General features: G+C 34.9%; 26 protein-coding genes and 1 riboswitch. Of the genes, 13 read left to right on the top strand and 13 right to left on the bottom strand.

What is annotated here, in order from left to right:
- Positions 1 to 2: 2 nt before the first annotated feature.
- Genes AC3B6G_RS02455 through AC3B6G_RS02445 form a run of 3 tightly spaced genes read left to right on the top strand, consistent with a single transcriptional unit; the run spans position 3 to position 3,834 of the window.
- The gene (locus AC3B6G_RS02455; protein ID WP_489848849.1) at positions 3 to 1,103 is read left to right on the top strand and encodes a YibE/F family protein; all 1,101 of its coding nucleotides are present in this window, start codon (positions 3 to 5) and stop codon (positions 1,101 to 1,103) included.
- Positions 1,100 to 1,867, top strand: coding sequence for a YibE/F family protein (locus tag AC3B6G_RS02450; protein WP_489848848.1), 768 nt, complete (start codon positions 1,100 to 1,102; stop codon positions 1,865 to 1,867). The genes AC3B6G_RS02455 and AC3B6G_RS02450 overlap by 4 nt, the downstream gene beginning before the upstream one ends.
- A 2-nt stretch (positions 1,868 to 1,869) precedes the next feature.
- Positions 1,870 to 3,834: an alpha/beta hydrolase family protein gene (locus tag AC3B6G_RS02445; RefSeq protein ID WP_489848847.1), complete on the top strand. Its 1,965-nt coding sequence runs from the start codon at positions 1,870 to 1,872 to the stop codon at positions 3,832 to 3,834.
- Positions 3,835 to 3,913: 79 nt separating this feature from the next.
- On the opposite strand, the gene AC3B6G_RS02440 is transcribed toward AC3B6G_RS02445, so the two are convergent.
- The 4 genes from AC3B6G_RS02440 to AC3B6G_RS02425 all read right to left on the bottom strand — a co-directional run bounded on the left by AC3B6G_RS02440 (position 3,914) and on the right by AC3B6G_RS02425 (position 6,348).
- Positions 3,914 to 4,606: a VIT1/CCC1 transporter family protein gene (locus AC3B6G_RS02440; protein ID WP_489848846.1), complete on the bottom strand. Its 693-nt coding sequence runs from the start codon at positions 4,604 to 4,606 to the stop codon at positions 3,914 to 3,916.
- Positions 4,607 to 4,622: 16 nt separating this feature from the next.
- Positions 4,623 to 5,297 carry a VIT1/CCC1 transporter family protein gene (locus tag AC3B6G_RS02435; RefSeq protein WP_489848845.1) on the bottom strand — a complete coding sequence of 225 codons (675 nt, stop codon included), beginning with the start codon at positions 5,295 to 5,297 and terminating at the stop codon, positions 4,623 to 4,625.
- A 142-nt stretch (positions 5,298 to 5,439) separates the two neighbouring features.
- Entirely contained in the window at positions 5,440 to 5,901 is a 462-nt protein-coding gene (locus tag AC3B6G_RS02430; protein ID WP_489848844.1) for a Fur family transcriptional regulator, read from the bottom strand.
- A 60-nt stretch (positions 5,902 to 5,961) separates the two neighbouring features.
- A complete protein-coding gene (locus AC3B6G_RS02425) occupies positions 5,962 to 6,348 on the bottom strand; it encodes a hypothetical protein (RefSeq protein WP_489848843.1) in 387 nt (128 codons plus the stop codon).
- 151 nt (positions 6,349 to 6,499) lie between these two features.
- Here AC3B6G_RS02425 and AC3B6G_RS02420 point away from each other — a divergent pair, with 151 nt between their 5' ends.
- Positions 6,500 to 7,549: a lactonase family protein gene (locus tag AC3B6G_RS02420; protein ID WP_489848842.1), complete on the top strand. Its 1,050-nt coding sequence runs from the start codon at positions 6,500 to 6,502 to the stop codon at positions 7,547 to 7,549.
- A 22-nt stretch (positions 7,550 to 7,571) separates the two neighbouring features.
- On the opposite strand, the gene AC3B6G_RS02415 is transcribed toward AC3B6G_RS02420, so the two are convergent.
- Entirely contained in the window at positions 7,572 to 9,944 is a 2,373-nt protein-coding gene (locus tag AC3B6G_RS02415) for an ATP-dependent DNA helicase (RefSeq protein ID WP_489848841.1), read from the bottom strand.
- Positions 9,945 to 10,047: 103 nt separating this feature from the next.
- Between AC3B6G_RS02415 and AC3B6G_RS02410 the strand changes: the two genes are divergently transcribed.
- Positions 10,048 to 10,890 carry a DegV family protein gene (locus AC3B6G_RS02410; protein WP_489848840.1) on the top strand — a complete coding sequence of 281 codons (843 nt, stop codon included), beginning with the start codon at positions 10,048 to 10,050 and terminating at the stop codon, positions 10,888 to 10,890.
- Here AC3B6G_RS02410 and AC3B6G_RS02405 read toward each other — a convergent pair.
- The 4 genes from AC3B6G_RS02405 to AC3B6G_RS02390 all read right to left on the bottom strand — a co-directional run bounded on the left by AC3B6G_RS02405 (position 10,880) and on the right by AC3B6G_RS02390 (position 13,809).
- Complete coding sequence (locus tag AC3B6G_RS02405) at positions 10,880 to 11,593, bottom strand: aquaporin (protein ID WP_489848839.1); 714 nt, start codon at positions 11,591 to 11,593, stop codon at positions 10,880 to 10,882. The genes AC3B6G_RS02410 and AC3B6G_RS02405 overlap by 11 nt on opposite strands.
- A gap of 148 nt (positions 11,594 to 11,741) precedes the next feature.
- Entirely contained in the window at positions 11,742 to 12,083 is a 342-nt protein-coding gene (locus AC3B6G_RS02400) for a hypothetical protein (RefSeq protein WP_489848838.1), read from the bottom strand.
- Positions 12,084 to 12,136: 53 nt separating this feature from the next.
- Positions 12,137 to 12,499, bottom strand: a complete 363-nt coding sequence (locus tag AC3B6G_RS02395) for a hypothetical protein (protein WP_489848837.1) — start codon at positions 12,497 to 12,499, stop codon at positions 12,137 to 12,139.
- Entirely contained in the window at positions 12,499 to 13,809 is a 1,311-nt protein-coding gene (locus tag AC3B6G_RS02390) for a nucleobase:cation symporter-2 family protein (RefSeq protein WP_489848836.1), read from the bottom strand. The genes AC3B6G_RS02395 and AC3B6G_RS02390 overlap by 1 nt, the downstream gene beginning before the upstream one ends.
- 47 nt (positions 13,810 to 13,856) lie before the next feature.
- Positions 13,857 to 13,954: riboswitch (purine riboswitch) on the bottom strand.
- Positions 13,955 to 14,048: 94 nt separating this feature from the next.
- On the opposite strand from AC3B6G_RS02390, the gene AC3B6G_RS02385 reads away from it, so the two are divergent.
- On the top strand, positions 14,049 to 15,023 hold the full coding sequence (locus tag AC3B6G_RS02385; RefSeq protein ID WP_489848835.1) for an asparaginase: 975 nt from the start codon (positions 14,049 to 14,051) through the stop codon (positions 15,021 to 15,023).
- Between the two features lie 9 nt (positions 15,024 to 15,032).
- Positions 15,033 to 16,223 carry a hypothetical protein gene (locus AC3B6G_RS02380; RefSeq protein WP_489848834.1) on the top strand — a complete coding sequence of 397 codons (1,191 nt, stop codon included), beginning with the start codon at positions 15,033 to 15,035 and terminating at the stop codon, positions 16,221 to 16,223.
- A 23-nt stretch (positions 16,224 to 16,246) separates the two neighbouring features.
- Here AC3B6G_RS02380 and AC3B6G_RS02375 read toward each other — a convergent pair whose 3' ends face one another.
- Positions 16,247 to 16,441: an LBP_cg2779 family protein gene (locus AC3B6G_RS02375; RefSeq protein ID WP_489848833.1), complete on the bottom strand. Its 195-nt coding sequence runs from the start codon at positions 16,439 to 16,441 to the stop codon at positions 16,247 to 16,249.
- 217 nt (positions 16,442 to 16,658) lie between these two features.
- Here AC3B6G_RS02375 and AC3B6G_RS02370 point away from each other — a divergent pair, with 217 nt between their 5' ends.
- From AC3B6G_RS02370 to AC3B6G_RS02360, 3 genes are all read left to right on the top strand, one after another.
- Complete coding sequence (locus tag AC3B6G_RS02370) at positions 16,659 to 17,675, top strand: D-alanyl-D-alanine carboxypeptidase family protein (RefSeq protein ID WP_489848832.1); 1,017 nt, start codon at positions 16,659 to 16,661, stop codon at positions 17,673 to 17,675.
- Positions 17,676 to 17,769: 94 nt separating this feature from the next.
- Positions 17,770 to 18,561, top strand: coding sequence for an HAD hydrolase family protein (locus AC3B6G_RS02365; protein WP_489848831.1), 792 nt, complete (start codon positions 17,770 to 17,772; stop codon positions 18,559 to 18,561).
- 63 nt (positions 18,562 to 18,624) lie between these two features.
- Positions 18,625 to 19,239, top strand: coding sequence for an LVIS_2131 family protein (locus tag AC3B6G_RS02360; protein ID WP_489848830.1), 615 nt, complete (start codon positions 18,625 to 18,627; stop codon positions 19,237 to 19,239).
- 35 nt (positions 19,240 to 19,274) lie between these two features.
- Here AC3B6G_RS02360 and AC3B6G_RS02355 read toward each other — a convergent pair whose 3' ends face one another.
- Positions 19,275 to 21,035: an FAD/NAD(P)-binding protein gene (locus tag AC3B6G_RS02355; RefSeq protein WP_489848829.1), complete on the bottom strand. Its 1,761-nt coding sequence runs from the start codon at positions 21,033 to 21,035 to the stop codon at positions 19,275 to 19,277.
- Between the two features lie 108 nt (positions 21,036 to 21,143).
- On the opposite strand from AC3B6G_RS02355, the gene AC3B6G_RS02350 reads away from it, so the two are divergent.
- Entirely contained in the window at positions 21,144 to 21,470 is a 327-nt protein-coding gene (locus tag AC3B6G_RS02350; RefSeq protein WP_489848828.1) for a hypothetical protein, read from the top strand.
- Positions 21,471 to 21,504: 34 nt separating this feature from the next.
- On the opposite strand, the gene AC3B6G_RS02345 is transcribed toward AC3B6G_RS02350, so the two are convergent.
- Positions 21,505 to 22,011 (bottom strand): YbhB/YbcL family Raf kinase inhibitor-like protein, encoded by a 507-nt coding sequence (locus AC3B6G_RS02345; RefSeq protein ID WP_489848827.1) that lies wholly within the window; start codon positions 22,009 to 22,011, stop codon positions 21,505 to 21,507.
- Positions 22,012 to 22,189: 178 nt separating this feature from the next.
- Here AC3B6G_RS02345 and AC3B6G_RS02340 point away from each other — a divergent pair, with 178 nt between their 5' ends.
- Both AC3B6G_RS02340 and AC3B6G_RS02335 read left to right on the top strand, forming a co-directional pair.
- Positions 22,190 to 23,812 (top strand): glycosyltransferase, encoded by a 1,623-nt coding sequence (locus tag AC3B6G_RS02340; protein WP_489848826.1) that lies wholly within the window; start codon positions 22,190 to 22,192, stop codon positions 23,810 to 23,812.
- Positions 23,813 to 23,829: 17 nt separating this feature from the next.
- A complete protein-coding gene (locus AC3B6G_RS02335; RefSeq protein ID WP_489848825.1) occupies positions 23,830 to 25,356 on the top strand; it encodes a glycosyltransferase in 1,527 nt (508 codons plus the stop codon).
- Positions 25,357 to 25,409: 53 nt separating this feature from the next.
- Here AC3B6G_RS02335 and AC3B6G_RS02330 read toward each other — a convergent pair whose 3' ends face one another.
- Positions 25,410 to 25,886, bottom strand: coding sequence for a hypothetical protein (locus AC3B6G_RS02330; protein ID WP_489848824.1), 477 nt, complete (start codon positions 25,884 to 25,886; stop codon positions 25,410 to 25,412).
- Between the last annotated feature and the right edge of the window lie 3 nt (positions 25,887 to 25,889).

Raw genomic sequence — 25,889 nt, 5'->3', positions numbered from 1 at the left:
GAATGAAGCGAATCATTGATCGAATCCCTTGGAAGTTATTAATTGGGTTAATCGCCTTTAGTTTATTGGTAATTTGGGGAACAACGCATGATGAACGGTTATATCAACAGCCAATTATGAAAATTACAGCAGTTCAAAATAGTTCACCTAAAAAACAAACTGATGATTTTCATAATGTTGATTATCAAACTAATCAAAAATTGACTGGTAAGATAATGAATGGGAAGGAACGCGGTAAACAGATTACGGTAATGAACCAATCAACGCTTTCTGGAGCTATGGACCATCGTTATCGAGTTGGACAAGAAGCTTTTATTATTCTGCATCAAAAGAGTCCAGCCACAATTAAGGACTATAAACGAGATGTGCCAATTGTAACGTTGATTTTAACGGCAATCGTATTAATGTTAGTCTTTTTGAAATGGAGTGGCTTAACAGCAATATTAAGTATTATTATAAATAGTTTGATCTTTGGAGTTGCTATTATGATTAATAATAGCACCCATGGGGATCAAGTCTTATTGCTGTTTTCGATTCTAGTTGCTGTTTTTTCAACGGTAACTTTGATTTTGATCCTTGGGTTCACTCGTCAAATGTTAGCAACGCTATTTTCCACTTTGTTGGGGACGGGAGTGGCAATTACTGTAGCCTTGATTGTCTTTATGTTCACCCATGAAAGAGGAGTTTACTATGAGTCAATGCAGTATGTAACCCAATTACCCCGGCCACTCTTTTTAGCAGAAACGATGATTGGATCATTAGGAGCCGTGATGGATGAATCAACTGATATTATTTCATCATTATTTACACTCAAGAAAGAACGTCCTCAAATTAGTCGGATGCAGATTTTCTTATCTGGAAGACAAATTGGCCGAACCATAATGGGCCCATTAATTAACGTTCTTTTCTTTATTTTTATGGGAGAAACGTTATCAATGGCATTATTATTCTTAAGAAATGGAAACAGCTGGGCATACTCATTTTCAATGAACATGTCATTAGGAATGGTTCAAAGTCTGATCAGCGGCATTGGAATTGTCTTAGCAGTCCCACTATCAGGATTAATGGCTAGCTTATTGATTAAAAAGGAGGTCCGCTCATGAGTACCATTATGGGATTAGGATTAGTATTACTGGTTTTAATGGCCATTGTTGGTGGTAAACAAGGGGTGCAATCCTTTTTCAGTTTAGTTTTGAACTTTGGATTCTTATTTGCTGCACTGGTTTTAATAGCATTCCAGCTTTCTCCGTTAATTGTTACGTTAATTGCGGGTATAATTATTCTGGCAATTACGATCTTTTTAAGCGGTAGTGACGATCAGACTAGTATTATTGCTTTTATCGCTTCGTTATGTGTTTTATTGGTTTTGATCGTTGGAATCATCCCATTAATTCATTGGGCTCAAGTTCAAGGCTTTGGCTTGGAAGACAGTGATGATTTGGAAGGAATGTCATTATTAATTGGAATCCCATTTGTGAAAATTGCGATCAGTACCACGATTCTAAGTACCTTAGGAGCAATCGCCGAGGCAACGATGGCCATTGCTTCAGGGCTGGCTGAAATTATAGAACAACACCCACAAATTGAATCGAAACGGCTTTTATATGATGGAATTAGTATTGGTAAACAAATTATTGGAACCACTTTAAATACGCTATTTTTTGGCTTGTTTGGGGGTTCATTATCATTGTTTATTTGGTTCTCAGGGCTACATTATTCGATTGGGACGATTTTTAATGATAAAATATTAGCAGCACAATTAATTGCAATTTTATTTTCGTTAATTGGTGTGATTATTACGATTCCCATTACTTCATTTGTAATGGCCACGCAGTTTGAACATCGTAAACATCAAAAGGAGGAATAGGGATGCAAGGAGTTAAAGTAGAAGATCTATTTAAATTAAAATCGATTACACAACCTTTTACGTTTCAAAACCAAGTCTTTTTTGTTCAAAATGGAGTCAACGAAGAAAGTAACGACTACACAGCAGATATTTTAAGTATTGATGACCAAAAACAAGTTCATCAATGGACAGATGGTGGAACGAATTTATCACCATTGGTATGTCAGAATAAACTATATTATCTTCATCAGGATGATGAGGGCCGTTTTCAATTGATGGAAATGCCAATCGAAGGTGGAGTTGCTAAACAATTAACTAATGGTGATTCCATTAGTCAATTACACTTGACCAATGATCAAAATAACTTAGTGTTTAAAACTGTTCATACCCCAACTGCAACCAAGTATACGACCAGTGATCGTCCAAAAATAAGACACATTATGAAGTTACAAAACCGAGCCGATGGAATTGGTTGGTTACCGAATGATTGTAGATATACACTATCATTATTTGATTTAAAAACTCATCAAACGATTGAACTATTCACCAATCGAAATGATTTTAGTTTTCAATCGATCAGTCCCGACCAAACTAAGATTTTGTACATTGCTAGTACCCATCCTGATTGGAAGACGGATTTTGATGATACGAAGGGTGTCTATTTATTCAATGTTGATAATCAAACCTCCACTTTTATTACGGCATTAATTCCAGAAGGCCAATTCAGTGATGCCATTTTTTCTAAGGATGGTCGTAAAATTGCCTTTATTGGAAATACTCAAGAGTATGCTAGTGCTACCGCTAATAATTTATATATGTACGATATTGAAAATGGCAATTTTACGAATGTTACCGAAAAGTATGATGATATTGACGTTGGATATTCTCAAACGTTAGCATCTGATTTTGTTCAACACCAAGGAGCAGTTAGCGGATATTGGACAACTGATGGTAGATTTATTTTTGCTACTTATAGTCATGCTCACAGTGAACTTTATCTTTGGGATGGCGAAGACATTGAGGTCCTAACCGATGGTGAACGAGAAATCATTGATTTTACATTAATTGATGATGATCATGCGGTACTTTGTTCATCTACGCCAGAAGAACCTAGTTTATTAAATGAATTAGAATTAGAAACTGGAGAAGAAACGACACTTTACAATCCTAATGCTGAATACGAAAAAGACCATCAATATGCTCAAGTTGAAAAGTTCGAATACCCATCAAAAGATGAACAAGTTACCATAGATGGATGGGTAATGCATGGGATTAGTGATAAGGAAAAGAGACCCGTGATTTTATATGTTCATGGTGGCCCACATTCTGCATATGGAGAAACATTCTTCCATGAATTTCAAGCTTTGGCAAACAATGGTTTTAGTATTGTATATGTGAACCCAAGAGGCTCCACCACTTATGGACAGGATTTTGAAAAAGCAGTCTTAACTCATTATGGGGAATGTGACTATGATGATGTTATGGCAGGTTTCGATTATGCTTTGGCTCATTTTGATGATTTAGATCCTAATCATGTCTTTATTGCTGGTGGTTCTTATGGTGGATTTATGTCTGCATGGACGATTGGCCATAATAATCGTTTTAATGCAGCGATAGTTCAACGCCCAATAATTGATTGGCAGTCATTATATGGTACTAGTGATATCGGAGTTCGATATGCTAATGCTGAATTAGGCTGTGATCTGTTTGGGGATGCTCAAGCTCATGATATTTATTGGAAAAAGTCACCTTTGGCTTATGCTGATCGAGTGAAAACTCCCGTTCGTATTCAACATGGTGAATATGATATGCGGTGTCCAGTTAACCAAAGTGAAGCTTTCTACACGGCTGTTAAGAGAACCGGAACTGATTGTGATTACATCCGGTATCCACAATCATATCATGGCTTTTCAAGAACCGGTTTGCCTAACCTAAGGATTCAAAGAATTCATGATATTATGGAATGGTTCAATCGTTATAAAGCTTAATTTTATAAACAAAAAATGCGTAATAATTTAAAATTATTACGCATTTTTATTTTGGATTAAATTCGCATTTAGAGTGGAATTAGAATTGGTTCATGATTTTACCGATCGAATAGTGAATGATCATCGTTAAAATTCCCACGATAATATTTCTAATGATGGCGGTCTTAACAAGTCCATTTCCTAACTTTGCACTCATAAAACCGGTTATAGCAACGGAAATGATAACAGCAATGATGGTTCCTGGCCATTTAAGCCCCATTGGTAAGAGGGTCATTGCTGATAGTGGTAAGATCCCACCTAAGGAAGCTGAGAAAAGGGATGAAAATGCAGCATTCCAAGGGTTCATATAATGTCCTAGTGTAATGTTGTATTTAATACTAACAACCGTTTCTAATGGCTTTTTATGCAATAAGTCCTTGGCGATTGCTAAAGCAGTATTTTCTGAAATTCCTTTTTCCATGTAAAAATTTTTAACAGTTTGGATTTCTTCTTTTAACTTCGTTTTTAACATCCCGCGTTCAGTTTCAACAACAGAACTCTCAGCGTCTCGTTGTGAACTAACAGAAGCGTATTCACCAGATGCCATTGAAAAAGCACATGCCAGTAAATCTGATAGCCCCGCAATGAAAATTGTGAATTGATTAGTAGTCGCAATTGCAACTGAAAACAGGACTCCAACGACAGTAAGAATTCCATCATTAGAACCTAATACTCCAGCCCGTAAAGTGTTTAATTTTTCACTCATCGTTTGTTTTGATTTCTTTTTTGCCATTTTTAACTCCTCCTAACTAACCTAATAGTGATCCAATAATGTATGTAACGATCATGGTCAACATTCCCGAAATAATATTTCGAATTGAAGATTTAAGCCGGTTGGCTTTACTTAAAATTGCGGCAATGTATCCCGTAATTGCTAAAGCGATAACAACTGCGACGAAAGTCATAATAATTCTGGCATCAGTTGGAAATAGAGAAATGGCAGCTAATGGTAAGATTGAACCGGTTGGAAATGAAATCATTGAAGCGATTGCAGCAGCATATGGACTAGTGAATTCATTAACGTTAAAACCAAATCGTTCACGAACAGTCGTAACTAAAGAATCTTTTTTCATCATTTCTTGGGTTGCTTGATCAGCAAGTTCTGGTTTGATTCCAGTTTTTAAGTATTTATTTCTTACATAGTTAAATTCTTGATCATAATTATCTTTTAAGGCTTCTTTTTGTCTTTGGATGGCCCGGCGTTGTGAATCTTTTTCGGTACTTACTGAAACCCATTCTCCCATTGCCATTGAAACGGTTCCGGCAATCATTCCGGCAATTCCTGAAATTAAGATGGCAAATGTATTACTGGAAGCCCCAGCCACCCCAATAACGATTCCGGCAACGGATAGAATTCCATCATTAGCTCCCATGACACTAGCTCGAATGATATTAATTCGTTGTGCTAAAGTTTGTTTCTTCATAAATCAATGCTCCCTTTTGTTTATAATCATTATTATTTGATATTAATTATAAATCAGTGAACAAGATTTGTAAATGATTATGATCAATTTTTTGGAGACGCTAAAAAAAGACCAATGATTATTAAAATCATTGATCTTTTATCTAGGCGTTTTCACGTTTCATTTTGGTTTGACACTCACTACAAATTCCAAAAATTTCAATTTTGGAACTTGTTATTTTAAAATTAGCTTGTTTTTCAGCTAATTGACCTAACTTAGCATTTAACTCGTCATATTTACTGTATTCAATATCAAATATTTTCCCACAGTTCTCGCAGATAGCATGAAAATGAGGAGTTCCATAAAAATCATATCGAACACCGCCATCGTTGTTGGGTAATTCAATAATGATTCCGAATTTTTCAAATAAGTTAAGGTTGTTGTAGATTGTTGCAACACTTAGATTGGAAAATTCTTCAGCTAAATCCTTGTATATGGTTTCAACTGATGGATGATTATGATGTGTAATGAGATATTTTAAAATAATTTGTCGTTGTGGAGTAATCCGAACGTGGTTTTTTTTAAGTGTATCGATAGCTTTGTTATATCGATCTGAATTAGCCATTCTAATCCCTTCTTCTTATTTATAATTATTATCATCTAGTATTTAATATAATTCTTTACTTTAAAATAAGCAAGTAGAAGTATTTATAATTTTAATTTGTAATCCTTTTGTAATTTTAAGTAGTTTGGATTCGATTTCACTTTTGATTTGTGGAACCTCATTTGTAGACAAAAGTGAAAAAATAAGGCTCGCCGTTACATTATTTAATCGTTGAATTGTTACCCATCCAGCTAATTTATCTTGGCTGGCAATAATGATCCAAGATATTTTTTGACTGCTCATCGTTAATCGCATTGTTTTACTAACGAACTGAATAGTGTCTTGAATGGTTTCATTTGGTAACATCTTAACCCGTAGGTGATGAACTTTTTTTAATGAAGGAGCAGTGAACCAATCAAGCTTATAGTTGGGGGTGTTAATGGGGTGATATGCTTCCATGTTGATCATTTTAATTGATTCCTTTGAAATGGTTTAAGATTTATTGTACCTGAAATGATAAAAATAATAAAATTTTATGGATCCAATCGACTTTTTCATTTTGATTTAAAGCTAAATATGTAATAATAGAGGTGCTTTGAATAAAGAAAGGAAGATTAAAATGACTGAAAAATTTTTAATTGGAACTTATACATCAAAAGCTAGTGAAGGAATCTATGAATTAAGCTTAGATTCTGATGCGCAAAAATTTACAGATTTAAAATTGGTTGCAAAGGCAACTAATCCAACATACGTTGTAAAGTCTAAGAAGGGTATTGTTTATTCCGTAGATAAGGTCCTTGGTAAGACTGATGCTGATACTAAGGGTGGCGTTTTAGTATTAGATGGGAACGTTCCTGCTAATGAAATTGAAACTGACTTCGATAAGGGAACTAATCCAGCCTACATTACAGTTGATGAAAAACGTCAATTAGTATTTACTGCTAATTATCATACTGGTTTTGTGAACGTTTACAAGATTGCTGATGATGGAACTTTGACTAAGACTGATTTTGTTCAAGATAAGGGTGAAATTGGTCCTCGTCCAGAACAAGCTGATGGAGCTCATCCTCATTTTGCTGATTTAACTCCAGATGGTCGATTAGTCGTTGTTGATTTAGGTCAAGATCGGGTTTATCTATACGATGTTAGTGACGAGGGTAAGTTAAGCCCAGTTAGCCAATTACAAATGCCTGCTGGTTATGGTCCTAGACACATTGTCTTTGATGATAACAAGGGTGTTGCATATTTAGTTGGTGAATTAAGTAGTAATGTTGCAGTGTTAAATTATGACCATGATGATAAAACTGCTAAATTCACTTTAGATAAAATTTATTCTACGATTCCAGACGATTGGACTGCCCACAATGGTTGTGCTGCTATTCGAGTTTCTAAGGATGGCAAATTCGTTTATGTTTCTAATCGTGGAAATAACACGATTGCTGTTTTTGAATCAGATGCAAAAGGAAATTTAACCTTTGTCCAACGTGCTTCTGTTGAAGGTGATTTTCCTCGTGATTTCAACTTTAATGCAGATGAATCATTAGTTATCGTTGTTAACCAAGAAAGTGATAATGCTACATTATACACTCGTGATGCTATTACTGGTAAGTTAACGGTCGTTGAAAAAGATTTCACAGTTCCCCAAGGTGTTTGTGTCGCTAAAGACTAATCTTTAATAAAAAAGCTCCGCATTAGCGGGGCTTTTTCTTTTGCCAGAATTTATTGATAATTAAACTTAATTGATTAACATTATGAACTTGAATTGGATACCAGTTATTCGGATAGAGATTTTGGTAACGATTTTGAGAAAAACGGGTATCCATTAGAGTAACGACTCCCACGTCTTGAGGGGTCCGAATTAAACGACCCACAGCTTGAACAACATGATTCCATCCCGGTAATTGATAAGCATATTCAAAACCATGATGGTTGATTTGATTGAAATAATCAACGATTAAATTCGTTTCTGGATTGATTTTAGGGAGTCCAACACTAATGATCCCAACGCCAATTAATTGCTGTTCTTTAAGGTCAATGCCTTCACTAAATAATCCCCCCAAAATGGCAAAACCAACTAAGTTATCTTGATAATTAGATTTAAAAGCAGTGATAAACCTTTGCCGTTCTTCACCATTCATATGATTTTTTTGCACGACGATTTTAATCTTAGGGTATTGTTTGATAAATTGTTCAGCAACTTGTTGTAAATAAACAAAAGATGGGAAAAAGAAGATGTAGTGTCCCTTTTTGGCATTGAGCATCGTTACGATGTTTTGGATGATTGGGTCAATGCTACTTTTTCGTTGACGATAAGTGGTGTGAATATAAGGGGTTTCGATCAAACATTGATTTTCAGGAGGGAAGGGAGAAGGAATTCTGTATTTTAATAAATCATCATCATCACCGAGGACTCGTTGATAATAATTCATCGGTGAGAGAGTAGCTGAAAATAGAATTGTACTTCCACCAGTATCCATCGTTTCTTTTAATCTGCTACTTGGATCGATACAAAATTGTTTGACGGTGAAATTGGACGGGGTTTGGATTAATCTGGTTCGGTATGTCTCATCGTAAAGATCATTGATTCTGATCCATTTTATCATCCCAAAGTAAATTGTTAATAGATTTTCGTTCAATTCGTTTTCTTCATCATGTTTGCTGAACCACTTATGCAATTGACGGGCGGTTTTATTTACCGATTGATTGAACGGTTTGAACGGTTCGATCTGACTAATTTGATTATCTTTTGGTTTTTGTTCAATTAGAAATTGTTTTAAATCTTTAAATTCGTGACTTAATTGTTCTAGCTGTTTTAAAAGGCGTTTCTTACCAGTCGGTTGTTTTTTGATGGTAGCGATAATTTGGATTAAAAGTTCATCATTTAAACTAGTTGAATACATATCCCTGGATCGATCGACAAGATTATGAGCCTCATCAACTAAATAACATTTTTCAGTGCTACTAAGTTTAAAAAAGCGTTCGAGTTGAATCAATGGGTCAAATAAATAATTGTAATCGCAAATAATAACGGAGCAAAATTCGCTTAGATCTAGAGTAAGAGCAAACGGATCTAATTTATATTTTTGAGCATATTTTTCAATGACATCACGAGTAAATGCATTTTCGTGAGTTAATGCTTCTTTTAACGCTGGTTTGATTCGATCATAATAACCAATCATGTAAGGATTATTTTCAGGTGCTAGTTCAGCCTCCTCAGCAAAGGTAATTTGTTCTTTTGCGGTGATCGTAATTGATTTAATTTTAAGTCCTTTTTGCATCATTAAGGAGATTGCATTTTCTGCAACATGCCGCGTGCTTTGTTTAGCTGTTAGGTAAAAACACTGACTAATGATTTTTTCCCCAAGCGCTTTTATTGTTGGAAATAGGGTCGACATCGTTTTTCCAGTTCCAGTAGGGGCTTCAAGCATTAAGTTACGATGCGCATAAATTGTTTTATAAACGACCTGAGCTAATTTTTGTTGATGAGGACGGTAAGTTTTAAAGGGAAATGTCAGTTTATGAGCGGATAAGACTGTTTCAGTGTTGATTTGAGCTCGTAAAGCAAGCCATTCCTGATATTCCTTTAAACGAGCGTTTAAAAAACGAATCGCATTTTCACGAGTGATGGTTATTTTTTCGTTTGAACTAATTTGATCAGGAGTTTGAACATATGTTAATTTTAAATTGATTTTTTGAATCTTCTTATTTTCCAGAAATAATAAAGCGGCGTACGTCTTAACTTGGCCCCAATAAAGAGTTTTAACGTTATTTGGTAATGCATTCCATTCAATATCAGAGGTTTTAATTTCTTCGATTTCTGGAACTTTTTTTAATATAATTCCATCAGCACGACCATGGACTAATAAAGAATATTCTTCAATATTAAATAAATGTTGGAGTTGATATTCAGCGTGATAATTTTGGGGACGTTGTTTTTGAATTCTCCTGTGGATTCTGGCTCCCTGTTTAACGGTGTTATCACTATTCAATCGGGCATTTAAATCACCGCTTCTCAGAGTAAATTCAATTAGTTGGCGGACGCCAATCTTGAATGCAGCCATCATGAATCTCCCTTCTGAATTTATAGTTTGCATTTTTTAGTTAAGTTAATTTAAAATGAGTCTATGTATATTGATGTGATATTCAAACATCAAAGGAGGAAATAAATTGATTAAAATCGTAACAGATTCAACTTCATTAATTTCTGAAGAAGAAGCCCAAAAAAGAAATATTACTGTTATTCCACTAAATGTCGTAATTGGCAATCAAGTCTATAAAGATGGTGAAACAATTAATGGTAAAAAGTTAAATGATTATATTGTAAACAATCCTGATAAGGCCTTCCCAACTACTAGTCAACCTGCAATTGGTGACTTTATTCAAGTCTATGATGAACTTGGAAAAGATGGAAGTGACGTTATTTCTATTCATATGACTGATCTGCTAAGTGGAACTGAACAGACGGCGGTTCAAGCATCACGAATTACGAACACGAATGTTACCGTGGTCAATTCTCATACCATTGATCAAGGTTTACAACGAGAAGTTTATGCAGCAGCTGAAATGGCCAGTAGTGGTGATTTTTCAGTTGATGATATTGTAGCCAAATTAAATGATTTAATGGAAAAACAAAGTTTATATATTGGAGTTAGTACTCTTCAAAATTTAGTTCGTGGTGGTCGAATCAGTAGTGTGACCGGAATGGTTTCTAAATTATTCAATCTACATGTTGCACTTCAATTAACGAATACTGAACTAAAAACGATCGTTAAGGGGCGCGGAATGAAGACACTGAAAAAGTGGGCTCGAGAATTAATGGGATCCCTAAAAGATGAAAATATTGCTTACATTGGTCTAAGTTACACGGGAAATAATGATTATCCTGATTTTATTCGTGATTTAATCGAAGAAAATTGTCCTGAAGCAGAAGTTAAAATAACACACACTGGTTCAGTTGTAACTACTCACGTTGGTAATGATGCTTGCGGAATCATTATCTTTAAAAAATAGCCTCTAATATCCATTTGATAATCATGACGATCAAACCACCTGCAATTGGGCCAAACATTGGCACAAACCAATAGTTCCATTGTGAAGCAGCACTTCCAAATTTATGACTGAAAAATGCTCGGGGAACTAAATCACGGGTAGGATTGTAAGCGGCACCAGTAATTGGAGAAGCCATACTGATTGCAAAGGTCAATACGAACCACGTAATTGTGGTTTTAATGAACCAATTTCCCATAAAGCCACTCGTGAATAATCCTAGAACTTGAGAATTAACAGCAATGATTCCAGTTCCGAGTGCTTCCCAACCAAGGTTGTACCAGTTTCGGCCTTGATATCGAGGAACAGTGGCAAAGAAGTTCAAGTTGACGGGAAGGGTGTAGAGATAACGATCCCAAATATACCAAGTCGTGTAGGCTGCTAGCCAGGCACTAATGATTTGAACGAAGAATTCACCTAACATTACCCACCAACTGATTTGACCGTTTAAAAACTGAATTCCAGAGAAGATGGGACTAAAATTAGCGGTATTGAAAAACTTGGTACAAAAAAGAGAAGGAATGTAAATACTAATTCCCCAATAAAAACCACTAATATAGCGAGTCTGTAATTTTGGATACAAAAAATAGTTAATAATTTCACTAGTTACAAATCCAAAAGTTAACATTAAATAGGTTCCGATAAATTCGCCGATAATTGGTAACATTGTTTTTCCGTCCTTATAAAATAATCTATGACATCATTATAATGAATTTATTAAATAAATTAAAGATAAGTGCCATGATGGAATTGGTGAAATAAATAAAAATGGACTAACTTCAATCAAGTTAGTCCATTTTTATTATGCTTGTTGATTAGTTAGCAACCCAAGCGTTAAAGTCAGCAAGGTGCTTTCCTAAGTAATCCATAGCCTCATCACAGAGAATATCAGCTTCAGTTTGAGCTTGTTCTGTATCGTAATCGTAAAGATTTCGGGCACAGCCTTCTGCAATATCGTGATATTTAACTAGGCGGCCGACACCACTGTCGTTGAATAAATAGTCAAGACCCTTAAGATCTTCACTTCCGGCATCATAGATTTTACCAGCAAGGTTATCAGTATCATGACCGAGTACTTGCATTGCATAAATGATTAAGAAGTCGTTCATATCAATGATGAACTTGCGACGTTCTTCTCGTTCGAACTTTCTTTTCAAAATATCACCTCATATGAAGTCTATCTTAACTGATTATGAAAGGAACTGCAAACCTAATGTCGAGTTGAACGTAAACTACTGTTGCCGTTGATTTTAACGTTATGACGTTTAAATTCGGGCCGACTATTATTGGGTTCAAATTTAAAATGATGCATCCGGCCGTCAAAAGATTTTCCATTCATTTTAATCTGGAACCACCGTTTCATAATATCGATCATGGAAGTAGCAGCTTCAATTCTGTTTTTAATATTCTCTTGTTTAGCAACTGGTAAAACTTGGGTTTGCATTTGATCTAATAATTTTTGGTGATAGTCAGCTAATTCTTGTGTTAAAGGAGCATCTTTATATTGATTAAATAGTTTTTCAATTTGACGCATGGCGTCTTTTGAGTTTTGGGGTTGATAGTAACGATCCATTATTCATCCGCCTTTGCGTTTTTAGTTTTAAATCCTAAAATATTGAATAAGATGTTTAAGACGACCGCTGTGATACTAGTGACCACAATTCCGTTATCTAAGATGATCTTGATCGAGTCGGGAAGTGAGTTCAGGATTTGAGGATAAACGGTAACTCCTAAACCAAGAGCTACTGAAACGGCGACGATTAACAATTGATTGTTATCTTTGAAATCTACTTGTTGTAAAATTCTAATTCCTTGAACTCCGACCATCCCGAACATAGCGATCATTGCTCCACCCAAAACATAGTCTGGCATAATTAATGCTAATGCTGCTACTTTAGGCATTATTCCTAATAACATCAAAAAGAAAGCGGCATAATAAATTGGCCGACGGGTTTTGATTCCAGAAATTTGAACTAAACCAACGTTTTCTGAGAAGGTGGAGTAAGGAAAGGTATTAAAAATCCCACCGATAATGGCAGCTAAACCTTCAGAACGATAACCACGTTTTAAATCATCGCTATCAATTTTAGTACCAACGATATCTCCTAAAGCAAAGAAAACACCTGTTGATTCAACCATGGTTGTTAAGGCAACTAAAATTAAAGTAATGATTGATGATACTTGAAAATGTGGCATCCCAAAGTAAAATGGTTGTGGTAATCTGAACCATTGAGCCTGTCCAACAGCACTGAGTGAAATTAATCCCATTGCTCCAGCTAATGCGGTTCCACAAAGCATTCCCATTAAGACGGCAATTGCTTTCATAAAACCACTTGCAAACATATTCAATAAGATAATAACTAATAATGTTACTAATCCAATCAGTAACTTTTTACCGTCACCAAAATTAGCAGCAGTGGGTTGACCGCCTCCTAAATCTTGGACAGCAACTGGAACTAAAGAAAAACCGATCACGGTAATTAAAGAACCAGTGACAACGGGAGGAAATAGTTTTTTGATCTTGGAAAAAAGTCCAGCAATCAAAAAGATGAAGATTCCCGCACCAATGATTGCTCCATACATGGTTCCAACGTCGTATTGATTACCGATTTGTTTTAAAGGCGCAACGTATTGGATTGCACATCCTAAAACAACTGGTAATCCGACCCCGGTCAATGGAGTTTTTCTTAGTTGAAGTAGTGTTGCCACCCCACACATAAAAATATCAGTGGCAATTAAGTATGTCATTGCACTGGTACTAAAATGAAGGGCCGTTCCGATTAAAATCGGGACGATTACATCTCCTGAGTACATTGTTAACAAATGTTGAAAACCTAAAATAGCAGCTTTTAAGTGCTTTTGAACCAAACCAGATTCTTGCAATATTACATCTCCTAATGATTGCCAATAAAAAAGGCCCCTTGACGATATCAAAGGGCGTTATTGTCCATAGATTCTGCTTTACGGGCAGAAGTAGAAACGGTCAACCGTATTATGACCTTATATCGGCAAATCGTATTTGTTTAACTAAATTTTAGCATTCTTTTGAATTGAAAACAAACCGCATAATGATAGTGATATAATGGACAATAAAACATTTTAAAGACGGATGGGAGAATATCATGAAGAAAATTTTAGCGTTACACACCGGCGGGACAATTTCGATGTCACAAGATGAAAATGGTGGTGTTTCTACTAATGATAAAAATCCAATCGCTAATCAAAACATTAGCCTTGGTGGAACGGTTGATTTGACTAATGAATCCATTTTTAATGTACCTTCCCCCCACATGAATCCAGAAAGAATGCTAAAACTAAGTAAACGAATTCAAAAAGCGCAAACTGAGGGTTACGATGGCGTTGTAATTACTCACGGGACGGATAGTCTAGAAGAAACAGCCTATTTCTTAGATTTAACGTTACCAACTGATTATCCGGTCGTTTTAACTGGGGCAATGCGTTCTTCAAATGAGATTGGCTCCGATGGTTTGTATAATTTTGAAACGTCTATCGAAGTCGCAAGTTCAGATCAAGCAAAGGGGAAGGGAGTCCTCGTTGTCATGAATGACGAAATTCATTCTGCCCGTTACGTTACAAAAACCCATACAACGAACGTTGCTACTTTTAAGACCCCAACGTTTGGGCCATTAGGAATCATTAGTAAACATATTCCATATTTTTACCAAGAGCCACTGCATAGTGAAACGTTATCCGTAGAGCATGTTACGAACAATGTTTTCTTATTAAAAGCTTTTGCTGGAATGGATGGAACGTTGTTCGATGCCTTGGATAACGATAGAACAAACGGGTTAGTGATTGAAGGAATGGGTTCTGGAAACTTGCCGCCAGAAACTTTATCCGCACTTCAACGGATTTTAAATCGTAAAATTCCCGTGATATTAGTCTCTCGTTGTTATAATGGTTTTGCTCAGGATATTTATGATTACCAAGGCGGCGGAATTGAACTTGAAAAAATGGGAGTTCAACTTTGTCGTGGTTTAAACGGTCAAAAAGCGCGAATCAAACTAATTGTTGCCCTTAGTAGTGGTAAGAAGGGAAAGGAACTAGACCGCTTAATGAGCAACGCAATTTCTTAGGAGGTATTTATGAACGAAATTGTTTCTGATTTACAAATTGCAAAAAAGAAACAGTTATTAATTAATGTTTATCGTATTGATGATCAAATTTTTTACACTGGATACGTTGAGTATCTTGATAACCAAGAAGTTGTTTTAAGGACTTTTGATTATTTAGGACTTGTTGATGGTATGAGTCTTTTGAAGTTGGATTGTATAAGCGAAATTGAACTAGAGAGCGAAGATATCGATTTAATGCGTGAACGAATTCAACTGAGTGAGAAGTTAAATTTAATTAGTGTTGCAACGAACTTTCAAATGTACTTAAAGCAATCACATCATTGGATCAAAGAAATTCTTGGCAGATCATATGTTGAGCAACAAGTCGTAATGCTGATTGTCTTTGATGATAATAATCATTTTACAAATATTGAGGGAATGGTTCAGAAATTAGGGACTGAATATTTTAGTTTTATGGTTTTGAATAAGAACCATTTTGATAGACGCAAAATTGTTCAATTTCGTTATGTAGATATTGGAGTAGTCGAGTTTTTAGGAGAAGACTTGACGCAAATGACTCGGCATCAAGAATTATTATTGGCGACTCCTCATATCGAACGGGAACCGATTCGTGAAAAGGATGCTGTAGATAATGCCCTTCAAAAGTCTATTGATAATCAATCTCTGGTTGAAATTGAATCGAACCTAACGAATCGTTATTTTTATGTTGGAACCGTTAAGGCATTTAATAATGATCAATATGTATTGAAATTGGTTGATATGAACGGCCAATTTGGTGGCTATTCCATTTTGCGACGGGATAGTATTAAAACGCTATGGCAGTCAGATGATTATTTAACATATATGAAAGCTTGTATTCAAAATAATCGAGAACATCAACGCTATCTCCAACCAGTTTTAAATGATGAGCGTGAATTTGATAGCAAAACGAACATGATGAAAAGTGTGTTGGAATTAGATGTTAGAATGAAACGTTTTTTACGATTACAAACAACTGATGACAGTCAGCGAACCAAAGTTGGTGTAATCATTCGACTAGATGATCAAAAAATCGAATTTGAACACTTTGATGATTTGATTTTTGAGATGCTTCCTAATAACCCAATTCCGTGGCGTAAGTTAGGAGAAGTTGCTTTTGGATATTTAGATGTAATTTTATCTCAGACCCAATTTATCAACCGCCAAAATAAAAGACGATAAGCATTTTGCTTATCGTCTCTTTTTTATAATTTATTATGTTCAACGAAGTGATCGATGTTATCGATTTCTTCATTGGTAGGAGCTTTTTCCATTGATTTAATATCATGGAGGCGTTCAACACTCATATGAAGGTTGAAAGCAAATTGAGTATCAGGAATTGAACTTTCCTTTTGGAAGTTAATGATTTCCATCGCAACGCGACTAAAGTTTTCTGCCATTGGTAGTATCCTCCTCAAAAGATTCTAACTCTATTATAACCAATAATTAAAAAAATGACTAATATAGAACTAATAATGTGATGGGAATAATAAATTTAATTTTAGAATTCAAATATTAAACTGAAGTTACCAGTTGATTACAAATTGGTGAAATGATTGTTCCCAGTGGCTAATCATGCTAAGTTAAGGATGAGATATATTTGAGGAGGAAGTCGAATTGAAAAAGAGTTTTAAAACTGCCATTTTAACATTAGTGGCAATGATGGGATTGACAACGGCGGGGAGTATGACTCAATCGCTTAACGTTCAAGCTGAAAGTGTGAAGTTGAGTTCAAAGAATGCCAATAATACCTACCAAGCAATGGATGAAACTGATGATGCATCTAATTCTGATAGTAATTATGATTTAATTACTACTCCATATAAGGTCAAACATGCTTCAGCAGCTGCTGCAATGGATGAAACGACCGGGAAAATTATTTACACTCAAAATGGATTAACAAATCGAAAGATTGCTTCTTTGAGTAAGTTAATGAGTTTATACCTCGTTGTTAAGAAAGCACAAGCAACTAATGGTTGGAATAAAATCGTGAAGACGAATAGTTCGGGACTTAGAAGAATGGGAAATAGTGCCAGTGTCGGTGGTTTTAAATTTAAACCAGGTCATTCTTATACTGTTCGTGAGTTATACAAAGCAGCATTAATTCAATCATCGAATAATGCTACAATTGCATTAGGCCAATGGGTTGCAGGATCCAATAAGAAGTTTATTGCAATGATGAACAAACAAGCTGAAAATTGGGACATGGATGCGTCATTTGTTTCTGCATCTGGATTAGACAACAACGATTTAAAACCTTATGGTTTTTACGTTAAGGGTGGTTACTATGCTGGAAACAAAGTCTGTGCTGAAGATTTGTTGACGATTGCTAAGAATTTGATTGATGAATACCCAGCAATTGTAAACGATTCGAAGAAATCAGTAGCTTACGTTGATGGTCAAAAATTAACGAACGAAAATCGATTATTAAAGGGAAACACATTCTATACAAAGAGTTTATATGTAGATGGTCTTAAAACCGGTTATACTCCAGGAGCTGGCCTTTGTTTAGTTGCAACGAGTCAAAAGCCGGGACAACATCGTTTATTAACGGTTGTATTGAACGATAGCGCTGAATTTACTGATACTCGTGATTTCATGAAGTTTATTTATAATAACGCGTCTTTGAAGTAAAAGTGGATTTCAGATCAAATGAAACATGATATAATTTAATATAGAAATTAAACTCACGATTTTATCGTGAGTTTTTTAATGCGGAGGAATTTAAATGATCAAGTTAATTACAATTGATTTAGAACGAGCTTTTTTTGCTAACGATGACGAATTTGATAAAGAACGATTCCAAAAACAGCTTAACTTAATGCAAGAAAAAGGGATTGAACTAGCATTGACTAGTGATTCACCTTATTCCAGATTCTTACGTTATTTTGCTGATTTTAAGGGACCATTGAATTTTGTTGGCGAAAATGGTTCCGTAGTGAGCGAACATGGTGTTATTTCTGATGAAGCTTATTTAGACCATCAATTTTGTAATAAAGTGATCGAATGGTTACTTCAACAAAAGAGTATTAGTGGATTGAACATTACCCTTTCTGGAAAGATGAATGCCTATGGGATGGTCAATGAGTTGAGTCCCTTTTATAATAAAATCAACCAAATTTATCAAGGAATCTATCCATCTAAAAATCTAAGTTTAGTTATTGATAAGATTTATCAAATTAGGATCGATTTTGTTGATGGGAATGCAGCTGCTTTAATGCAAGAAATTAATCACCAGTTTAGAGGCGAAGTGGCCGCTGAAATTGGGGGTGCCCACACTGTTTTTGTAATGGACCCTGAAATTAATCGAGCACGTGGCGTTAGTAAGCTAAAAAAAGATTTTAAAATAAAAGACGATCAGGTAGCTTCTATTGGAGCTGATTTAAATGATTTAATCATCCTTAAACATGCTGCTAAACCGTTTGCTATTAACAATGCTGTGCCAGAAATGCATCAAATTGCCCAACCTTTGATAAATAATTCGGTTGCTGATACGATCGATAGCTTAATTAAAGCATAGTTTGTCAATCCTGTTAAAATAAGTTACAATTAAATTCACGCCGATTACTAAAGGAGAGTTTCTATGAAAATCGCCTGGAATTGGATTGGAATAGCGGCATGGATCCTAATTGGATTATATTTTTGTTGGATTGTAATTTATCTACACTACTCTAGTCGTAAGTTCTTAAAAAAAGATGGTAAACGGACAAGTATAGTTAAATATGTGGTATCAATTGCTTTAAGAATAATATTGTTGGTGGCTTTAATTTCGGGGATGCTGTTTTTACATTTCCATCGTGATAACAGTAGCCAAAACGTTTTGATCAAAAAGTATTATGAACCAATGGTTTTAGATACGAACGGTGAACATTCTTATTATGTTAACGTTCAAGATCGACGAAACCCTTTAAATCCACAACTATATTCATATTTAACTAATGGTCATCGGGAATATGTTCCAAGCTCTAAAGCTGTTATTTATGCAGATAAAGTTGGTAAATTGCCTTTAGTATATGAAACTAGTACGGCAAAGGTCAAAAAATTGGATCTTAGATATCAAAAAGCTTGGACAATTCGAATTACTGTAAAATATAAGCATAACTGGCTTAATGGTCTATCGTTACGTTCTGGATCAGTTGCAAGTCGTTCGATATTAATTCGGGTGCCTAATAATACGTTTATTCATAATCAAAAATAAAACCATTTCGTTAATTACGAAATGGTTTTATTTTTTTAGATTAAATTCGCAATTTCAATCGCAGCTTGTCGACTTAGATCATCACCAACCCGTGGACAAATGTTAGTTGTCCAATGTTGTCCTTCTGTTAATTGGCCAAAAATAAACAAGTTTGGGATTGGTTTATTTTGATTGATAACGGCTTGATAAAGATGGTTGGTATTTACGCAGGTTAATTGCATAAGCTGATTGTTGATTTTAATTTGGGGATTATCTAAAAGTTTATTTTGACGACCACTTTGTAATAGTCTGTTGGTAGTCGTAAATAAATTAGTTTTAGGCATTCTAGCTTCAATTAAAGTGGTAGTTTTGAATCTTTCTTTTTGATAGAACATCGAAAGGGCAACGAAAGATTGATTGGCTCCAATAACTCTCATTTGCGGTGGAATAATCTCAACAATCTTTGCTCTGATCAATGCTGCTAACTGTTCCAAACGAAAACATGGAGCCCCAGAAGTTAAAAAAGTATTTGTAGGGACAAATTCAGTAATAAACTTTTTAAGGAAAACGGGGTCATCCTGTTTTGCAGCTAAAATTCGTTTGATTTGATTTCTTAATTGGCGACTAGCGTTTAAAGCGGACCCAATCAAGCTATCTTGAGTTCCTTTTTTTGCATCAGAAGTGACTTTTTCTAACCAACTAGTAATTTTTGATTGATAGTCACTAACAGTGGTAATTGCTACTCCAGCAACCGGATTTTGGATATGATCCCAATCAAACAATTCCGCTGGTTTAAACATGGTCATGTCAGGAAGAGCTTCGTTTGCAATGAAGGTAGCTTGAAATTCTTGTAAATCAATTTCTGGTTTTTGTTGTTGGATCAAGTTTGAATAATATCGATATTCAATTTCTAAACTTAACATATCCTGGAAAGCTTGATAGAAATCACAATGGTCATTAATGTGTTGGTTGATTTTGGGAATTGTTAAAAAGATGGGTTTTCTTTCGATATCAGCACCGTCTTGATCGATTGGTTTAGGGTAAGGAGGAACTCCCCGTAGTGAACCAGCAATGACATGAGGCTCTTTTCCAGATGGTTGGTATTGTAATTGATCATTTTGATCACGGTAATACTTACCACCACGTCCTTGAGTTAATTCACTGATTATATCGGTAAAGGTAAGTCCCAGTCCACGAATTAAAATATCTTGATGGGGTTTGAATGAATCAAAATCAATCATTGAAATATTATTGATTGGTTCAACATAAGTTAAATTATTTTGTTTTGCATATTGCGCTAAAGCATTTTCGTCCCGATTTAATTGATTCTTACCGTTATTGATCGTTAAAATAACGTCATTAAAGGTCTCTAGTTTACCATCGAAACTTATCGTAATTTCATCGTCATGTTTGTCCATTGAATTAACGGTAGTTTGATGGAAAATTATTTTTTCATGACTACTCAAATTTTTAAAACAAGCTTTTAAGTAAGCTCCGTATAATCTTCGCGGAGCATAGCTTTGAGGAGCAATGTTTTGAGCATCATTGATGAGGTCATCACTTATATTGTCGTTTTTATGAATAAATGTCGTTGCAAGATCGTGACACCATCTGTCAAAAGGCAAAGCTGTTTTGAACAGTTGAATCTGTTGCGCAGGAGTATTCATAACTAAATTATGTGATTGATCAACTTGCCAATTAGCGCCGCCAATTCCGAACGGATCAAATAAATGAATTTCTGGCAGTGGAATTTTTTTTAATAGTTGTTCGGCAATGAGAAGGCCTCTTGGACCAGCTCCAATAATTGCAATTTTCATATGAAGTCCTCCTGAATAGTATTTACTAATATCTTCTAATGATAATAAGTGAAATGCAAGTTTCAAAGTCTAATATGGTAAAATTAAGCATTAAGGAGTTGATTATTGATGAGTGAAATGATTCCAGAAAACATGAGAGAGATTCGGTTGAAAATGATGGATCTAAACGATCAAGGTGAAAAAGTAAACGAGGATGATTTGATTGCCAAAACAGTTGTTGATATCTTTCAAAGTTATATTGATAGTGCTGAAGAGGGTCATTATGACACTTGTAAATTAATTGATGATTTTACTTTTCAGATTATAGATATTTTAGGACATCCTGGACAAAAATATCAAAGTGGAGCCATGCCATTTGTTGAACAATTTAAACAAAATCCGCAAACATTATTATTAAAATTGGAAGACTGGGCTTCTAAAGTTGCAATTGACTAAAAAATCACCTTTTAATAAAGGTGATTTTTATTTATTATGCTTTTACTGGTAAATCTATTTTAGCAGTTGTTATTGTGTGGCCCTTAGCTTGGTCAATCATTTCGTTCAACCAATAACCATCATGTAATTCTAGTTTTTTATCAAGGGCGAAGACCGTTAATGTATAATTATGAACACCAAATGGTGGTCTTGGTCCCGTATAACGATGGCTAGTTTTAAGTGGATTGACTTGGTGAGGGATATCGGTACTATTGTTTCCTTGAACCATATCGATTTTACCAGATTGACTTACATTTTCCGGAACAGAAGTTATATCAGCTGGTAAATTTGCTCCGCTCCAGTGAATCCAAGCATATCCACAAACTGGAATTGAATCGTAATCAATTAAACTGAAAGCAATTGATTTCGTCCTTTCTGGAACATCTTTGATTTGAAATGGAAATGAAATCATGGGATTTCCATGGTCCATTTCAGAAGCTTCTGCATGTTTTGTGTATTTATCAGGCAAAAAGCCATTATCTAATTGAACATTTACTTTCATGATCAAACCCCATTTCATTTAAATTTAATAAAAAACAACTTACTAATTAATATTATATATAAGAAAAGTACTAATATGAAATAAAAAGTTGTTACTTTATACTGTTTAAATAAGAAAATTTATTATATAATAAATTCGTGTCATTAAGAAAATAAGCGTTATTAAGGTAGGTAATTTTATGAACTTTTTTATGAACTCAAGCTTTAACGCTAAGAATTCAGGGATTGAACATGCTCAATTAAAGCGTGCCTTTCTTTTCCGTAAAAACAAGGAAGCCTATAAGTTGGTCTTCCGTGAATGGAATCCATTATTACATTTTCATTTGAATAATGTTGGAATCCATGACGATGAAATTCTTAACATGTTTGATTACTTTCAAGAAGCAGAAGATGTAAAGACTAATACTTTACATCCGGAAGATATTGATTTTGGTGTTGACAACTTAACTTACCAAAATGATGACAAGAACCACCGTGTAATTGTCTTCAAAGATAAGTTGATTATTGCCAGAATTAACTGTTTCGGTGATGATATTACCGATGATAAGGTTGTTCAATCTGTTGAATTATTTGATGGATTTGCTAACTTATATCGAGTTGATTTCTACGATATTCGTGGATTCAAGTCAATGGTTCAATGGTATACTCCAGATAACAAGATTGCTACTGAAACATGGTATACTCCTTCTGGTCGTCCAGTTGTTGAAGACTTTTACCGTTTGAATGCTAAAGGTAAAATGGCTAAGTCTGGTTGGAAGACAATCGATAAGAAGGGTACTGTTCGTGTATACAACACAATTGACGGTGTTTTATTACAATTCTTAAACGAAAACAACGAAAAGTACTTAAGCAAAGAACATCCTAATATCTTTATTATGGACCGTTCTGACTTATATGAAGAATTATTACCAGAATTACGTCAACCATCATACAACGTATTGCATTTGCACAACTCACATGCCGGTGATGCTCAAGAACCAAACACTTCGATTATGAATAATAATTACGAATACAGTTTGACTGATGCAAACCGTTATGATGCAATCATTTCAGCTACTAACAAGCAAACTCGTGATGTTAAAAAGCGGTTTGCACCAAAGGCTGCAATGTTCACTATTCCTGTTGGGGTTATTCCTGACAAGCATTTTGATGAACCACGGATTCCAATGAAGGATCGTCGTCCTGGTAGTGTTATTGCTACTGCTCGTATCGCTCCTGAAAAACGTTTGGACCAAGTTATTCGTGCTGTTGGTATTGCTCAAAAGAAGGTTAAGACTAAGTTAACTGTTGATTTATATGGTTATATTGACCGTTCTAACGATAATATTGCTATGAAACGAATCAACAAGGAAATTGATGAATTCGGCATGAAAGATGTTGTTAACATTCACAGTTATGTTAACAATGTTTCCGTTGTTCAACAACAAGCTCAAGTTTATGGACTTGCATCTGTCATGGAAGGATTTAACCTTGCTATGATGGAAGCTCAATCCGAAGGTGACGTAGGTATCACATATGATGTTAACTACGGTCCTAACGAATTGGTTCAAGATGACAAGAATGGTTACGTGGTTCCTTATGGTGACACTGATGCCATGGCTGACCGGATGGTTAAATTATTTAATGATCCTGAATTATTACAAAAGTTCTCTGATGAAGCTTACGAACTATCCAAACGTTACTCTGAAACTAATGTATGGAAAGCTTGGAAGAAGTTATTGGACGATGCCGACAAGGTATGGAAGAAGAAGTGGGCATTATACCGTCCAGACATTCAAAAGGGTCTTGGAAAATTAGATTAAGGGAGCGTTAAATAACTATGGAAAAGACATTTTTATTTGTAAATGAAAATATTTTTACCTTTAACTCAGGTACAGAATTTTCAGCAATGAACCGACAAAAGTTATTTAAAGATGCCGGTGTAAAATCAAAAATTGTAACTCGTAACTACAACCAAGGGTTACATCAAGAAATTGAAAAATATGGTTTAGATAGTAGCGATATTATTAATATGTATGATTACTTCCAAAACACGACAGACGTAAAGCATGAACATGCGTTCTTACGTTACTCTGATATGGTTGATAAGCAAGAATACAAGATTGATGGTGTTGATAACAACCATTCCTTAATTGAACGTAAGGGTCAAGTAGTAGCACGAGTTAACATTTTCCCATTAACTGTTGGTGAAATTGGAACTGTTGAATACTACGATCAATTTGGTAACGTAAGTAGTCGTGATGTTTGGGATGGACGTGGATTCCGTTCTAAGACTCAATACTTACATCCAGATGGTAAAGTTGGCCATGAAATTCTCTTTGATACGACTGGTGAACCAGTTATGGAAATCACTCACATGAATATTAATGGTGAAGTTCATCCAACTATGTACAAGTTATTGAATTACAAGGGTCGTAACCACCGTTTCAATACTGAAGATGATTTATTTGAATTCTTCTTAAATGAAATTGGTGATAAGAACTCTACTGTATTAATCAATGACCGTCCTACATTAACTAACGTTGTTGCTAAGGTTGAAAACGTTGCTGCTAGATACCAATGCTTACACAACGAACAAACTACTGATGCTAGTTTAGCTGGTAGTCCTAAGGGTAAGTTATACCCAATCTTAGAAGACTTATTCCACAAACAATTAGACAAGTATGATGGTTTAATTGTTTCTACTGAAGAACAAAAGAAGGACTTAAACAAGCTCTTCCCAGAAGTAAATACTTACGCTATTTACGATACTGCTTTGTTCAACAAGAAAGTGGAAGAAATCAGAAAACAAATTCCTAATAGAACTGAACCAAATGCGGTTTATGCTGGTCGTATTTTCTCAGACAAGCATATTGATCAATTAATTCAAATCATCAGTTTCGCTAAGAACAAGGTTCCAAACATTCATTTGGATGTAATTGGTTACTTTGAATCTAACGAATACCGTGACAAATTATTTGCTCAAGTTAACAAGTTAGGCTTGAAGGACAATGTTGACTTCAAGGGTTACTTAGTTGGCGAAGACAAAGAAAAGGTCTTATCCAAAGCTAAGGTTATGATTCAAACTTCATTCGGTGAAGGTTTGAGTATGTCATTAGTTAATGGTTTGGAATATGGTATTCCAGAAGTTGCTTATGATGTTAACTATGGTCCTAAGGATATTATTGATAATGAAGGTAATGGGTACTTAGTAGCTCCTGGTAATATCAGAAATGCTGCTAACGATGTTGCTTCAATCTTATCAAATGATAATATCTTTAAGAAGTTAAGTAACGGTTCATTAGTTAAGGCTCAACAATTTGATTCCAAGACTGTTGCAAAACAATGGGAACAAATTACTAAATAATTAATTTAAACCAATAAAAAAGACTCAATTCTTTTAAAGAATTGAGTCTTTTTTTAACGCGTAAATTTTAAAACATAGTAACCTTGACCATCAGAAGAAATGGTGTAGTTATTATAACCAGCATTTAACCAACTTTGTTGAGTAGCTTTTGCCCAAGCTTGGGCATCTTGGACAGAACCGAATTGGCGACTATTGGAAAAATCATCATTACTTTTAGCAGTAGCAGGTTGAGCTTTTGATTGTTGAACCTTTTGTTTTCCCTTAGGTTGTTCAATTTTTTTACTAACTTTTGTTGATTTATTTTTCTTTGATGTCGCATTCATTTTTCTACTCATTGTAGCAGGATTGGTTGGGCTTGTATGGGCATAGTTCAACCACTTAATTCCACCAACTAACACAGCAACAATTATAATTAGTAGAACGATCCAAGGCCATACCCGAAATTGCTTTGTTTTCAGGGCGTCTTGGTTTAAATTATCTTGATTAAAGTCATATCGTCTTACTCGAGATTCTGGTTCTTGATTGTTCAAAAA

This window comes from Nicoliella sp. ESL1149 (genome assembly GCF_058107265.1).
The sequence above is the reverse complement of the archived record's forward strand: the minus strand, read 5'-3'. Positions and strand labels throughout refer to the sequence as shown.

Bases quoted from the DNA above. Each gene is read 5' to 3' on its own strand.
- AC3B6G_RS02455 (WP_489848849.1), top strand. From the start codon at position 3: ATGAAGCGAATCATTGATCGAATCCCTTGGAAGTTATTAATTGGGTTA.
- AC3B6G_RS02450 (WP_489848848.1), top strand. From the start codon at position 1,100: ATGAGTACCATTATGGGATTAGGATTAGTATTACTGGTTTTAATGGCC.
- AC3B6G_RS02445 (WP_489848847.1), top strand. From the start codon at position 1,870: ATGCAAGGAGTTAAAGTAGAAGATCTATTTAAATTAAAATCGATTACA.
- AC3B6G_RS02440 (WP_489848846.1), bottom strand. From the start codon at position 4,606: ATGGCAAAAAAGAAATCAAAACAAACGATGAGTGAAAAATTAAACACT.
- AC3B6G_RS02435 (WP_489848845.1), bottom strand. From the start codon at position 5,297: ATGAAGAAACAAACTTTAGCACAACGAATTAATATCATTCGAGCTAGT.
- AC3B6G_RS02430 (WP_489848844.1), bottom strand. From the start codon at position 5,901: ATGGCTAATTCAGATCGATATAACAAAGCTATCGATACACTTAAAAAA.
- AC3B6G_RS02425 (WP_489848843.1), bottom strand. From the start codon at position 6,348: ATGATCAACATGGAAGCATATCACCCCATTAACACCCCCAACTATAAG.
- AC3B6G_RS02420 (WP_489848842.1), top strand. From the start codon at position 6,500: ATGACTGAAAAATTTTTAATTGGAACTTATACATCAAAAGCTAGTGAA.
- AC3B6G_RS02415 (WP_489848841.1), bottom strand. From the start codon at position 9,944: ATGATGGCTGCATTCAAGATTGGCGTCCGCCAACTAATTGAATTTACT.
- AC3B6G_RS02405 (WP_489848839.1), bottom strand. From the start codon at position 11,593: ATGTTACCAATTATCGGCGAATTTATCGGAACCTATTTAATGTTAACT.
- AC3B6G_RS02395 (WP_489848837.1), bottom strand. From the start codon at position 12,499: ATGGATCGTTACTATCAACCCCAAAACTCAAAAGACGCCATGCGTCAA.
- AC3B6G_RS02385 (WP_489848835.1), top strand. From the start codon at position 14,049: ATGAAGAAAATTTTAGCGTTACACACCGGCGGGACAATTTCGATGTCA.
- AC3B6G_RS02380 (WP_489848834.1), top strand. From the start codon at position 15,033: ATGAACGAAATTGTTTCTGATTTACAAATTGCAAAAAAGAAACAGTTA.
- AC3B6G_RS02375 (WP_489848833.1), bottom strand. From the start codon at position 16,441: ATGGCAGAAAACTTTAGTCGCGTTGCGATGGAAATCATTAACTTCCAA.
- AC3B6G_RS02365 (WP_489848831.1), top strand. From the start codon at position 17,770: ATGATCAAGTTAATTACAATTGATTTAGAACGAGCTTTTTTTGCTAAC.
- AC3B6G_RS02360 (WP_489848830.1), top strand. From the start codon at position 18,625: ATGAAAATCGCCTGGAATTGGATTGGAATAGCGGCATGGATCCTAATT.
- AC3B6G_RS02355 (WP_489848829.1), bottom strand. From the start codon at position 21,035: ATGAAAATTGCAATTATTGGAGCTGGTCCAAGAGGCCTTCTCATTGCC.
- AC3B6G_RS02350 (WP_489848828.1), top strand. From the start codon at position 21,144: ATGAGTGAAATGATTCCAGAAAACATGAGAGAGATTCGGTTGAAAATG.
- AC3B6G_RS02345 (WP_489848827.1), bottom strand. From the start codon at position 22,011: ATGAAAGTAAATGTTCAATTAGATAATGGCTTTTTGCCTGATAAATAC.
- AC3B6G_RS02340 (WP_489848826.1), top strand. From the start codon at position 22,190: ATGAACTTTTTTATGAACTCAAGCTTTAACGCTAAGAATTCAGGGATT.
- AC3B6G_RS02335 (WP_489848825.1), top strand. From the start codon at position 23,830: ATGGAAAAGACATTTTTATTTGTAAATGAAAATATTTTTACCTTTAAC.